The 13,112-nt window shown below is 51.9% G+C and carries 12 protein-coding genes; 7 read left to right on the forward strand and 5 right to left on the reverse strand.

All coding sequences use genetic code 11. The features are described from left to right. Positions 1–12: 12 nt before the first annotated feature. From Pla110_RS20015 to hemP, 4 genes are all read right to left on the reverse strand, one after another. A complete protein-coding gene (locus Pla110_RS20015) occupies positions 13–492 on the reverse strand; it encodes a hypothetical protein (protein ID WP_144998534.1) in 480 nt (159 codons plus the stop codon). A 353-nt stretch (positions 493–845) separates the two neighbouring features. Then, positions 846–1,229, reverse strand: coding sequence for a DUF4345 family protein (locus tag Pla110_RS20020; RefSeq protein ID WP_144998537.1), 384 nt, complete (start codon positions 1,227–1,229; stop codon positions 846–848). A 233-nt stretch (positions 1,230–1,462) separates the two neighbouring features. Further along, positions 1,463–2,542, reverse strand: coding sequence for a prenyltransferase/squalene oxidase repeat-containing protein (locus tag Pla110_RS20025; protein ID WP_144998540.1), 1,080 nt, complete (start codon positions 2,540–2,542; stop codon positions 1,463–1,465). A gap of 380 nt (positions 2,543–2,922) precedes the next feature. Further along, positions 2,923–3,138, reverse strand: a complete 216-nt coding sequence (hemP, locus tag Pla110_RS20030) for a hemin uptake protein HemP (RefSeq protein WP_144998543.1) — start codon at positions 3,136–3,138, stop codon at positions 2,923–2,925. A gap of 221 nt (positions 3,139–3,359) precedes the next feature. Here hemP and Pla110_RS20035 point away from each other — a divergent pair, with 221 nt between their 5' ends. The 7 genes from Pla110_RS20035 to Pla110_RS20065 all read left to right on the forward strand — a co-directional run bounded on the left by Pla110_RS20035 (position 3,360) and on the right by Pla110_RS20065 (position 10,271). Next, positions 3,360–4,256, forward strand: coding sequence for a DUF1559 domain-containing protein (locus tag Pla110_RS20035; RefSeq protein WP_144998545.1), 897 nt, complete (start codon positions 3,360–3,362; stop codon positions 4,254–4,256). A 112-nt stretch (positions 4,257–4,368) separates the two neighbouring features. Further along, entirely contained in the window at positions 4,369–4,824 is a 456-nt protein-coding gene (locus Pla110_RS20040; RefSeq protein ID WP_144998548.1) for a hypothetical protein, read from the forward strand. A 90-nt stretch (positions 4,825–4,914) separates the two neighbouring features. Then, positions 4,915–5,949 (forward strand): Kelch repeat-containing protein, encoded by a 1,035-nt coding sequence (locus Pla110_RS20045; RefSeq protein WP_144998551.1) that lies wholly within the window; start codon positions 4,915–4,917, stop codon positions 5,947–5,949. Positions 5,950–6,221: 272 nt separating this feature from the next. Beyond that, positions 6,222–7,424, forward strand: coding sequence for an outer membrane protein assembly factor BamB family protein (locus Pla110_RS20050; protein ID WP_144998554.1), 1,203 nt, complete (start codon positions 6,222–6,224; stop codon positions 7,422–7,424). Positions 7,425–7,573: 149 nt separating this feature from the next. After that, positions 7,574–8,509, forward strand: coding sequence for a thiamine-phosphate kinase (locus Pla110_RS20055; protein ID WP_144998557.1), 936 nt, complete (start codon positions 7,574–7,576; stop codon positions 8,507–8,509). Between the two features lie 287 nt (positions 8,510–8,796). Then, positions 8,797–9,393 (forward strand): fused DSP-PTPase phosphatase/NAD kinase-like protein, encoded by a 597-nt coding sequence (locus Pla110_RS20060; RefSeq protein WP_144998559.1) that lies wholly within the window; start codon positions 8,797–8,799, stop codon positions 9,391–9,393. A 53-nt stretch (positions 9,394–9,446) separates the two neighbouring features. Then, on the forward strand, positions 9,447–10,271 hold the full coding sequence (locus Pla110_RS20065) for a glycosyltransferase family 2 protein (protein ID WP_197440328.1): 825 nt from the start codon (positions 9,447–9,449) through the stop codon (positions 10,269–10,271). 420 nt (positions 10,272–10,691) lie between these two features. Here Pla110_RS20065 and ftsH read toward each other — a convergent pair whose 3' ends face one another. Beyond that, positions 10,692–12,773 carry an ATP-dependent zinc metalloprotease FtsH gene (ftsH, locus tag Pla110_RS20070; RefSeq protein ID WP_197440329.1) on the reverse strand — a complete coding sequence of 694 codons (2,082 nt, stop codon included), beginning with the start codon at positions 12,771–12,773 and terminating at the stop codon, positions 10,692–10,694. Positions 12,774–13,112 lie beyond the last annotated feature (339 nt).

Raw genomic sequence — 13,112 nt, forward strand, 5'->3', positions numbered from 1 at the left:
CGTCCATTCAGCTCAAAGCTCAACCTGTGGTAGTTCGGAATCGGAATGATCCTCCCGGGTTGCCCAAGCATGCTTGGCCGCGCGACTCCTCACGTATTCCCGCAATGAAGTGAAGAACTCTTCGACTTTGGGAATAGAGGTTTCACGGATGTTGTGATCCAGAAATTCCAGCATCGCCAGATCGAATTTCATCTTCTCCTCAATGACCTGCTCAATGGTCATGTGCTCTGTAAACTGAATTTTCTTCACCGTTGCCTGTAACTCTTCATCGGGCACATATTGCAACCAGGTTTCCAGCACTTGTCGCTCACCATTTTTCTGAGCATCGCCCAGCATAAGCTGTAGCTCCTGTTCATCCTTTCGAAGCCCTTCCAGTAACAATGCCACCTTCGCCGATTTAGTACGACTACGTGGTGACTCCAACGCATCTCGAATCTGACGATGTTTAGCTTTCAGAATTCCAACGATATCTTTCACTTGTTGATAGGCCATGATGCTTCCCCTTTCATGTACAGCAGGGCAGGCAGCTTCTTTACCTACACAGCTGCTAGTCTTCAGAAATCACTCCCCGGTTGGCAGTTCATCTATCGTCGCGAACGTCAACCGACCATCCCTACAACGGATAATGACCGTAAACTCTACGGCTAGGCGAGTCATTTCATAACGAAGTTTAAGGTTGCAATTTCCACGCCAAACTGGATGAAGGGACATCGCCGAACTTTCTTAAGTACTTTCCTTCGCTAAAGTTACGCTTGTCTATTCTATCATGGCTTTATTTTTCACTTTACCGGCTGTCCATTCCAGGGAGAGAAATCAATCACCTCTAATGCATCTCATGTATCGTATCAGCCAGGTAAGTCCGAGAGACTCCACCAACTGGCTGCCAGCGCGATCAGCATTACCACTTCGCCTCCGGCCAGGCCATAGGTTGAACTGGCGACACCCTGAAACAGGGCGAAGCTGATCATGCGAAAAACCACCAACGTCGCATGTACGATCAACGCCACCAGCAGAATCGTCGCGGTGGTATCAGTACGCAAGAGAGGGATCAGAAAGACGAGTCCAAGAGCAAATTCCAATCCGCCATAGACTGTAAAAAACTCGGATTGGCCTTCGCCCGGATTCAAATGGAATCCGACATATTCCGAAGTCTGCTTCGGCGAGATGGCGCACCATATACCGAGCATAATGTAGAGCAGGCCGATTACAGCCAGAACGATGCGAGCCATGATGTTCCTCCAGAGTAAGTTCCGTGCGATTGAGTTTTAAGATTGCGGGAGGGAGGCGACACTCAAATCTTAGATTCCGAAACTTAGATGACCACTCCTTAGAAGCTACAGGAACAAGAAAACAAAAAACCTCTCCGCCGGTGCAAACCAGTGAAGAGGTTTTTGTTGAACTTCTGGGAGCTATGCTCTCATGCGTTTTTATTCGTCACAGTTTTAGCTAGTCACAGTTTTTACTATTCACAGTAGCTCAAGGCCATCAGAGCGTAAGCGGTGACAAGGTTAGGATCGCCCTCATACCAGCGGTCGGCTTTGTTGACCCAGGAACCGTTGGAACGCTGAAGTGAACCTAACTTGCTGACCAGTTCGACTTCCCAGTCGTGTTCCGTTCCATCGGCAGAAGTAACTTGTTCCATATCCAATACGTCGAGCGTTTTCGCGAACGTATGGTAGTAGTAGAACAGTCCCTGCTCACCCATGCCGGGATTAGTATCCAGCGTGTAATATTTCTGAATCCATTTGAGAGCGGCGGCCACGCGAACATCATCTTTTTCGAGTCCCGCGTAGGCCATACTTTTCAGGCCAGCATAAGTCATCGATCCATAAGAGCGAAGTCCTCCGTTTTCGGTTTCGCCCGCTTTGGTTTCACCCCCTGCGGCAGGTGTATAGAAGAATCCACCGTCATTGATTTTTCCGGCGAACGCGGTTTGGTTGTATTCGCTTTCCAGGTTCTGGGCGCGCGAGATGAAAACCAATGCTTTCTGTACCGCCGGATCATCTTCTTCCGCACCGGCTGCTTTCAGCGCGTCCAGGAAGAACTGAGTGTTCGACATATCCGGGCGCTGGTGAGAACCATATCCCGCTCCACCGTAGGAGGTGTCGTTGGATTCCAGGCCTTCGCCTTCATCCCATTGCAGACCGCGGAGAAACTTTTCCGCGTTTTTGATTTGGGTGTCATAGCGTCCGTCTTCATTAGCTTCTTCGAACGCCATCAGGATGATGCAGGTTTCGTAATTACGATGACTTCCTTCGGGATTATAAATTCCCCCGTCAGGTTGAACGAACGATTCCAGATGTTTTAATGCCTTGGCAACCGTGGGGTCATCTACGGGGAGATCGCTCTCCAGCAGACTAGTGGTAATCAACCCGCTGACACCGGGCCTATTGGGGGCAGTCCAGCTCCCATCGTCGGCCTGACTGTTCCGCAGGAAGTTGATTCCGGCTTTGGTCTGTTGATCCAGAGTCGGCGCTGCTGCCGAAAGAGAAGTGGCAATTCCAGCCACCAGTAGCGTGCATACCAGAGTGAGTTTATTCATTCTCAATACCTGTCAAATTAAGTGATGTTCACGGATGGTTTGGAAAAATGGGATAGCCCATCAACATCAACCAGCGTCTTGACCCGCCATGAGTAAGCTGCAGAGTAATGAAATTTTACGTCTGCGGAAGGCATGATGAATAGCGGGAAAGCTTCGGTCGGGTGAGGGATCGACCGGAATTGCCATTCAGAGACCAGAATGCCCGGTTTGATGTCACCGTTGGCTACCAGGAGTGAGTACCAGCTTTATAAAAAGCGAAAAAGTGGGAGGTGAAGAAACATGATTCTCTCCTTTTAAAGTAGCCCGAACACCTGCCGACAGAGTTGAGGTACTCTTCTTCACGGTGAAGAGTCACGCAGGAACAGGTCTTCGGGTCGGTTCTACTTGTGCAGGATCAGTTTTCCACTTTTGGTGAGGCAGAGGCGGTAAAGTTCTGAGCCGTGCTGAATCTGGATCTCTTTATTATCTCCCAACAGGTCGGTCGAACGAATCAACGGGACCTGCGGGACCAGATTCTGATCCTTCTGTTGTACCGTCTGACGAGGCGGCTGAATAGCTTTTCGATCAGATTTTTCAGGGTCGGGGGAGCCGGGCATAATATTGCTTGAAGATTATTGACAATTGATTCTGTCAAAAATTTGAAAAAGAGGCCGAACATGATTGAAATCACAGAACAGACCAGTATATTACTGAGACTGAATCTCAATTGCAAGAGATAGCCAGCCAGGTGCTCCTCATTTTCACCGCGCCCAGCCAGCCCGCCCCGCAGGGATTACTTCCCTCCTTCCCCACTGGTTTCTTTTTTCTGGAGCACGCTATGAAATCGTTACGCCCGCATTCTGTTAGCAGACGTGGTTTTACTCTCATCGAATTACTGGTCGTCATGGCCATCATCTCGATTCTGATGTCCCTCTTACTGCCGGCTGTCCAGCAGACCCGTGAAGCGGCCCGCCGAACTCAATGTCGCAACAACATGAAGCAGATCGGCCTCGCCTTTCATAATTTTCATGACACCAATCAAGCGTTTCCAGTCGGCACCAACGAGAATTTTTATAGTGCTTTCGCGACTACTCTTCCCTATTTTGAGCAGGCACAGTTGTATGAAAATTACGACTTTTCACTGTATTACACTGAACCAGGAAACCTGGAAGCCTTGAGTACCCGAATCGGCACTTTTCTCTGTCCCTCCATGTGGATACCACGCAACGTTCCTGATCAAGAGTGCGATGAAGTGGGCGCCGTTGGTAGCTATGCCGTCTGCGAAGGAACCTCATCTTACATGGGTGAGTCCGACGGAGTCTTCCCGATGAACTGGGCCCTTGCGGGAATCACAAACGATGCAGTTAGCTTTAAAGACATCAAAGATGGAACCTCTAATACGATCATGGTAGGCGAGTTTAATTACCAGATGGAAGACTTCCTCTGGACCGCCAGCCCCACCTCGTGCCCGGCCCGTGCTGGAGAAGTTCGCTGGGGACATGCTCGTTGGGGAGTCGGCTATCCCGGTGTCTCCCTCGGAAATACTGGGGGTACGTTCAATGAAAATAGCTACTCGAGCTATACCAGCTTTAAATCCGATCACCCAGGCGGGGCCTTCTTTCTCTTTGCCGATGGTTCCGTATCCTTCGTTGGCGAGGGAGTTCAGCCTTCCATCCTCGACGCCCTCGCTACATGTAACGGAAACGAAACCGTCATGAATACCTTCGGGCAGTAGCCACAGCTTAGACCGATATTCGTTTTCAGCTCCGGTGTTCCCCGGGCGTGGCGGGACATCGCGACTGGAATTCTGTAGCTGCGCAGCATCTTTGGTGAAGGTATCCCATAACGTGTTTACGAATACATCAGGCTCGGTTCACCTCTGCCTGTCAGTACTGACATTGGCAGTACTGACATTAGTAGTGGGGTGCGGAGGCGAATCACTTCCCCGAGACCGGGTTCCCGTCAGTGGATCGGTCAAAATCGGAAATAACTACGTCGATCATGCAACCATCGTGTTCATTCCGGTAGAGCCCGAGGACGGGCCGTCCGCTTCGGCAGTGATCGAAAAAGGATTGTTTGCTCTAAGTGAAGATCGAGGGCCGCTGGAAGGAAAACTTCGGGCGGAAATCCATCCAATCGGCATTGAGCTTAAGGAGATGGCGGCCCAAGTGGCCGAAGGGAAGGTCTCTCATATTTTTGAAACAGAGATCCCCGAAAAGTACCAGAAACATTCTCAGTTGTTGACGGTTGAGGCAATCGTCGGCGAAACTAATGAATATGAATTCGTATTGGATTCTGAATAATTTTTCTTTCAAAACTAAATCCAGCTAGAACAATTTCTTAATCGCCGCCTCGCGGTTAAGCCTCTCTCCCGATACAGGAGTTCTTCTTTGATGAAACAATTACACATTCTTGATCTGAAACGTCCTTTGTCTTTCAGCCTGATGGTTGCTTCTGCGGTGATCAGCGGTAGCCTTTCCTTGCAAGCCGAATCCCGCACGATGACTTTGCCGGAGATTCCCGAGGCCGTTACCAGCTTCGGCGCGGCTGTGGAAGGGGAAACCCTTTACATCTACGGCGGACATATGGGTGTCGCTCATGGATATTCTGTTGATGACCAATCTGACAAACTTTTCTCGCTGTCACTTAATAACCCAACTGAATGGCAGGAACTGCCCAGCGGGCCTCGTTTGCAGGGTCTGGCGATGGTTGCCCATAACGGCAGCCTGTACCGACTCGGCGGCTTCTCAGCGATGAACGAAGAGACCGAAGCCCACGACCTCGTCTCCTCGGCAGAATGTGCGCGCTTCGATCTGAAATCCAAAAGCTGGGAACCTCTGCCAGCCTTGCCCGAACCACGTTCCTCATTCGATGCCGTTGTCCACAACGATGTCATTTACGTGCTCGGGGGATGGGCGATGTACGGCAAAGACAAAGGCGACGAATCAAAATGGCACGACACCGCCTTACAACTCGATCTCAATCAGCAGCCACTTGAGTGGAAAGAAATGCCTGCACCACCATTCCAGCGACGCGCGCTTTCAGCAGCGGCACTGGGAAACAAAATCTACGCGATCGGTGGCATGAAACCCGAAGGGGGACCTACCCGCGAAGTCGACGTCTTTGATCTGGAAACCCAAACCTGGAGCAAAGGCCCCGAACTTCCTGGTGAAAAAGGAATGGAAGGCTTCGGCAACTCCGGCTTCTCCGTCGGTGGCGACCTGTTCTGCAGCACCATCAGTGGTTCACTTTACCAACTCGCTCAGAATGGGAGCGAATGGACTAAAACGCAGGACCTGCCAAACAAACGTTTCTTCCACCGAATGGTTCCTTACCAGGATAACTCCCTGTTGTTCGTCGGTGGAGCCAGCATGGAAGATGGCAAAGTCCTGGCCGTCGATCATGTCCTTGTTCCCGAAAAAAAATAACGACCCGAAAAATAAAGTCCCGTATACGACAGAAGGACCTGCTATCACGCAGATAACAGGTCCTTCGGGTCTCATCGTCTCTTTGCTGGTGCACAGGGGGGATCGTCAGGTACCTCCCTCCGGTCCTCCCTGTGTCTCTTTTCTATTGCATCGACCAGCATGCCCAGAGTCAAGGATGCCGACCTGATTCGTGTCCTTATGGCCGAATTCTTAAACCGGGAGCATTCCACTCGAACTCTGCTCCAAATTTCCAGCATCAAAGAGAAACAGACATGAAATTGCTCGTTCTACTGCTGATTTCGGCAGCAACGTTAACCGGTGAAAACTGGCCGTTATTCCGGGGGGCCGGGAACAGCCTGACCTCGGCAGAAAACCTTCCTCTCACCTGGTCGGTTGAAGAAAATATCCGCTGGGAAGCTGACCTCTCCGGATATGGTCAATCGAGCCCCGTCATCTGGGGAGACCTGGTGGTGGTGACCTTCACCGAGGGAGAAGAGAAAGAAACGCTTGTTGTCGAGGGGTTTGATCTCAAAACGGGCGACAGCCGCTGGGTTTATAAACAACCTTCTTCTGCTCCCGCTCCGGTCAGTAACTACATCAGCCGCTCGGCCCCGACGCCCGCCATTGATGCCAATCAGGTGTACGCTTTCTTTGAAAGTGGCGACACACTCTCTCTTAATCATCAGGGAGAACTGCTTTGGCAACGCGAATTACAAACCGAATACGGTGAGTTCAAAGGGAACCATGGACTCGGAAGTTCTCCAACACTCATTGACGATGCCCTCGTCGTGTTGGTCGACCATTCCGGTCCCTCCTATCTCGTGGCGATGAACAAAACCGATGGCCAGAACAAATGGAAGGTCGACCGCCCCGAGCGAGTCTCCTGGTCGTCTCCCGTGGTTACGGGCGAAGGGAGTGAGCAGCAGGTTATCCTCAGCTCCAATGGAGTACTCCAACGTTACTCTGCTACTAATGGAGAACTGCTCTGGGAGACAGAAGGACTCGACGGCAATACCGTTCCCTCGGCGACTATTGCCGAAAACTACGTGCTCGTCGGTTCGAACAAACGTGGCCAGAACCAACTCTTTCAAATCAAACCGGACTCTAACGAGCTGGAGCCGGTCTGGCAGTCTAAAGATCAAATCTCGGCATTCGGTTCACCGCTGATTTATGGCGAGTATGTGTACTTCGTCAATAAGTCTGGTGTCGCCAGTTGTCTCTCCCTCGCTACAGGGGAAGAAGTCTGGAAAGAACGACTGCCTTCTTCTTGTTGGGCATCTGCAGTCGGAACGGGGGATCGAATTTACTTCTTCTCCAATGACGGCACGACGACCGTCATTGAAAACGGAGCCGAGTTCAAAAAACTCTCCGAGAACAGCCTGCCCACGGAAGACAAAGTCTACGGCGTCGCCCTCGTTGATAACGCGATTGTGATCCGTACCGGTGAAAAACTGACCTGCATTGGGAAACCGTAAGTCTTTTAGTGACGCTCGCTCGCTGGATATCGATATCGAATCGGTCCTGTCGAACTTGTAGATTTCATCCAATTGGGTAAGGTTGATGTGAACCACTTCACGGCAACCTTACCCTTTTTTTATTACCGTTTTATTACAGCAGGCCAACCATGGCGGGTGAATTTGAACTGATCGATCGATTGCGCCAGCAGGTGCAATCCCATCCCAATCTCCGTCTGGGAATCGGCGACGATGCTGCCGAAGTGCTGTTTGGAAAGAATAAAACCCCGGTTCTGGTCACCGTTGACATGCTGATGGATCAGGTTCACTTTGATCTGGCGAACACCGACCCACGGCTGATCGGCCGCAAAGCTCTGGCTGTCAACCTGTCGGACATCGCCGCCATGGGGGGAGAGGCCATCGCGATTGTCGTCAGCTATGCACTTCCCAAAGGGGCAGGGGATCACGGGACAGGGGATCAACTCGCCGAGCAATTGCATCAAGGCATTGTCGAACTGGCCGAGCAGCATCAGGTCGCCGTTGCAGGTGGCGATACGAACTCCTGGAAAGGCCCACTCGTGATCAGCATCACGGCCCTGGGACAACCGGTTGGACCCAAAGCAATCGAACGAAGCGGAGCCAGAGTAGGGGACCTTATTTTCGTAACGGGAGAACTGGGAGGATCATTAGCCGGGAGGCATCTCACCTTCACACCCCGGTTAAAAGAAGCCCGAGAGCTCGTGAACAATTACGATGTCCACGCGATGATCGACCTGAGCGACGGGATCTCCTCCGACCTCCAACATATCCTGCGGGAAAGCGAAGTAGGAGCCGTACTTCATGCCGAACAAATTCCCATACACAGCGACGCGCGTAGATCCTCAGGAGATCGCTCACCGCTGGAACACGCTCTACACGATGGGGAAGACTTCGAGGTGCTCTTCACTGTCAGCCCCGAAGACGCCGTCCGTTTGACCAGCCACCCGCTCCTTACCGGAACTCGGGTCACGCAAATCGGCGAAATCACAGCTGGCTCGGAACCATTCCTGATAGACCAAGGCGAACGAAGACTACTGACGCGATCCGGCTGGGAACATTCCTTGTAAGCCCTTAATCAACAACACCTTAGTTCTCTAACTAGCAAAACATATCTATTCGAGGTTGCTCTCGGAATCGGAATTTCCCGGTCCGGTCATTCCGGTCAAAAAAGGTTGTTGACCGATAAGAAAAATTGATCTATTATCCAACGGCTCATTATGTTCCAACCAGAACTGAGTTCGAGCTTGATGACCTGTTCTACTCGCAGGTTGCTGTTTACACACGGCGACTGATTTCATCCGCAGGGAACAGGCGACTCTGATTTACCGAGATTGTCTAAACGAAAGGGACAAGGATGTTCCGAAATTTGCGAGGCACAATTGTCATTCTGTCACTGACCGGCATGGTACTGGTGGCAGGTGTCCTTTACTATAATCACCAACGCTATAAACATCTTGCTACGCACGACGAAGGCATGGTTTATCGTTGCGGTTGGGTTGAGCCCGATGTCTTTGCCGAGCTGATCGAAGAACACCAGTTCCGCTCCGTCGTCAATCTCTGTCGCCCCGGAGAAATGGGCGAAGAACGCTGGGAAGCACAACGGCAGGCCGTCAACGGCGAGAACTGCAAGTTGTTCGAAGTCTCAATGCCAACGACTGTCGAAGCAAACGATCCCGAACTGCAGAAGCATCTCGCAATTCTTCGTGACCCCAATAATTATCCGATGATCGTTCACTGCCAGCACGGAGTCACTCGCACCGCGAAGTTCCTCTCGATTTACGACATCATCTTCCGTGGTATGTCGGCTGAAGAATCACTGACAGCCCAGCCTCTGTTTGGCCGCGAAGATCACAACGTCAACGTGAAAGCGTTCGTTTACAACTTCGAAAAACAATACCAGGAATTGTATCCTCAGGCCAAAGCCAACAGTCTGGATGTCCTGCGTAAGTAATTAGCTGTTACTCTTCATTTAGCCACCCTAGATACAAAGCAGGATTCCGCCCGGTGAGTTCTCCCCGCGTTACGATCTGCATTCCGCACTGGCAGGTACAGGATTACATGCGCCTTTGCTTGCGCTCGATCCGAAAACACTCCGACAATTACGATGTCGAAGTGATTGTCGTCGATAATGGTTCCAAAGACGAGAGCCTCGATTATCTGCGGGGCCTCGACTGGATCCGGTTGATTGAAAGACCGGAAGAGGTTCACACCAATTGGCCGAAGAACGTCTTCACCGCTTGGAACCTCGGCTTGAAAGAGGCAACCGGCGAGTACTACGTCACCATGCACTCCGATGTTTTCCTCAAGCGGGACGACTGGCTCGACCCGTTTCTGCGAGAGATACAAAAGAGTGATGAAATCGCAGCGACAGGTGCTTGGAAACTTGTCATGGAGAATCCATTGTACGCCTGGCAAAAACAGGTTGTCGGTTACGCATCGGGACGCATCAAGCAGTTGGTCGGCCTGAAAAAAGAGATTAAATGGAAGCAGGGGCACTACCCCCGTGATTACTGCGCAATGTATCGTCGTGATGCTTTACTCAAACACGACATGACCTTCCTGCCGATTTACGGACAGGGGGGAGGCTACTCCATTGCCAAACAGATCTGGGACGCCGGTTACCAGATGGGTATGTTCAGTGTCCGTGAAATGGACCGCGTGCTCTACCATGTCGCCCACGGAACCGCCGCTGTAGCCCCGGAAAAGAAGCTCAATCACTCCCGCGCTCAGAAGAAGGTCGAACGCAAAGTCGAAGACCTTTTCCAGGAAAAATGGATTCACAAACTCGCCGCGGATGATTCGCTGGATGCAAACCGCCGAGCGGCTTAGCCTGTTCTCGGATAGACCGCTTCTCCAAGGGCAAGAGTGACACTGTGTCCCCCATCAACAGCTTACACTCTGTCAGAGTGTCTCTGGCTCGCTCCAACAGTGCGAGTAGGGTACACACAAGCGGACACACCCTTGCTGCCCGCGAGTTGGCGTTATCTCAAGAAACATTGACTCTTTAGAGCGCATTCCAGAAAACCGTAGCGTGTTCTGGCGGCGTAGCCTACTGTTTTTCAGAGCTTTTCGGGACCGATAGCCGCCACACTTATACTGGACAGGATCTAGCTAAAGAGATCGTGCAGAAGAAGACGTTTTGAATCGTACAAAACAGGCCCTGTGACCACACTGCTGGACAAGCCAGCAGTGGCACCCAGGAGCAAGCTAGTTTGATTCCGGGGTGCCTGTTATCGCCGTTAACTGGCATCACCCTTCTGCCGCTTGGTCTTCTTCGCCGCCGTCCTCTTCCTCTGACTCTGCGTCCTTCGCGGGAGGCGTTGCTCCCGACGCTGGATTGGCATGAGTGCCGGGACTGATTTTGGGGCTCGTTTTGTATTGAACGAGGATCGCCTGGAGTTGCTCGGAGTTCATCACTTCGCTCTCCATTAAATCCTTCGTCAGATGTTCGAGCACCTCCCGACGATCATTCACGATGTCACGAACCATAACGAGACATTCATCAATAATACGGCGAACTTCGAGATCGATCTCGCGGATCGTGTCTTCGCTGTGGGCCGTGTCTGAAGCGGTTGCGGAGTTGTTCAGGAATGGCGATCGTTGGGTTTCACTATAATGTACTCGACCCAGTTTCGGACTCATCCCGTAATCGGTCACCATTCGTCGAGCGATGTCGGTGGCCCGTTGCAGGTCATTCGACGCACCGGTGGAGAATTCACTGAAGACAATCTCTTCGGAGATCGTTCCTCCCAGAAGCACGCAAATACGATGCTTTAGTTCGGATTCGGTATTCAGATACCGTTCCACTTCTGAGTGTTGCAGCATGTAGCCGAGGGCACCGAGGCCACGGGGAATGATCGAGATCTTGTGAACCGGGTCTGTATTGGGAAGCGAGCTAGCAACGAGAGCGTGACCACATTCGTGGTAGGCAACGCGGAGTTTTTCGTCTTCCTGAATGATGCGGGTCTGTTTTTCAAGACCGGCGACGACGCGTTCAATTCCTTCGTCGAATTCGGCCATCGTCACACGTGTTTTATTGTTTCGTACGGCAAGCAGAGCGGCTTCATTCACCAAGTTGGCGAGGTCCGCACCTACGAAACCGGGACAGTGTTTCGCAATAGTCGTGAGGTTCACGTCATCGGCAAGCTTCACTTTGCCGGCGTGGACTTTGAGGATCGCTTCGCGACCTTTCACATCGGGTCGGTCGACCAGCACCTGTCGGTCAAAACGGCCCGGCCGCATTAGTGCGGGGTCGAGTGTTTCGGGGCGGTTGGTCGCTGCCATCACAATGACGTTTTCATCGGAGGAGAAACCATCCATCTCGACGAGTAGGGCGTTTAAAGTTTGTTCACGTTCATCATGTCCTCCGGGAGAGTTCCCTCGGACTTTACCGAGTGCATCGAGCTCATCGATGAAGATAATACTGGGAGACCGCTGTCGGGCCTGAGCGAACATGTCCCGCACACGGGCGGCACCCACGCCGACAAACATTTCAACGAAATCGGAACCGGAAAGACCGAAGAAAGGGACACCCGCTTCACCGGCAACGGCTTTGGCAAGCAATGTTTTCCCTGTACCTGGAGGGCCAACCAGCAGCACTCCATGCGGAATTCGTCCGCCGAGAGCCTGGTATTTTCCGGGTGATTTAAGGAAATCGACAAACTCACAAATCTCTTCAACCGCTTCGTCGTTACCAGCGACATCTTTGAAAGTGATGCCGATATCATCCTGTGCATACAATTTTCCACGGCTGCGACCAAAGGACATGGCCGAACCCGCTCCCCCCATGCGTCGCAGCATGAAGAAGAAGATTCCCAGAAATACGAGCAGCATCAGGAACAGAATAAAGGGTTCGCGCCAAGGAGAAGGGGGGGGCGAGAAACCATATTCGATTTCCGCCTGCCGCATTTTTTTCTCGAGGTCTTCGCGACCGGGTTCAGACAGCGTATCGATAGAGACTCGATAAGACTTCGTTCCTTCCGGACTGCGGCCGGAACTGTCCTGCTTTTGATCCTGAAAATACAGATAGGAAGAACCGATCTGCACATTAAACGTGTTTCGTTTGTTTCGAATGCTCACATCGGCGGGCAGTTCCGTCAGATCGGCCCCAGCCAAGGTGATTTCCAAACCCCGGACGAAATTGGAATACGGCATCATCTCGCCGTTATCAGACATCCCCGAATACTGCGTCGCCACCACGAACAGCACAATCGCGATGAACAACAGCCAGATGCTGTTTCCACCCGACTCTGTCTTGCGCGGTTTTTTTGGCGATTTGTTGGACTTCGGGCTCTCCGGTTCCTCGGGGGTGGGAGAAGGTGCGTCGCTCATAGAACAGGTCTTTATTTTATGGTCAGGCGGAGAGAGCAGGATTTCTCTCGCCAGTGGTCACAAGGAAGGTTGCCTCGGGAGGTTTTCCTCGAAATCAAGTCGGACATGAATCTTAGCGGGTCGAACCCAGAGGAGAAGGTCTTTTCTGTCGAAGTTCTCTTCCTTGGGAATCGATCCAAACAGGTGGATTCGGACGAAATGACGACTCGCCTCATTGCCACAGCCAGACAAGCCCGTGGCCGGGCGTAGCAGATTCCATCCAAACTCTATTGTTACTCACCTCTGGTGCTGAGGAAAGCCTTTGTAGAGAATTGGCCCTGTTCCGACAGGAGAAGGCCC

The organism is Polystyrenella longa (assembly GCF_007750395.1).
Lineage (GTDB): Bacteria > Planctomycetota > Planctomycetia > Planctomycetales > Planctomycetaceae > Polystyrenella > Polystyrenella longa.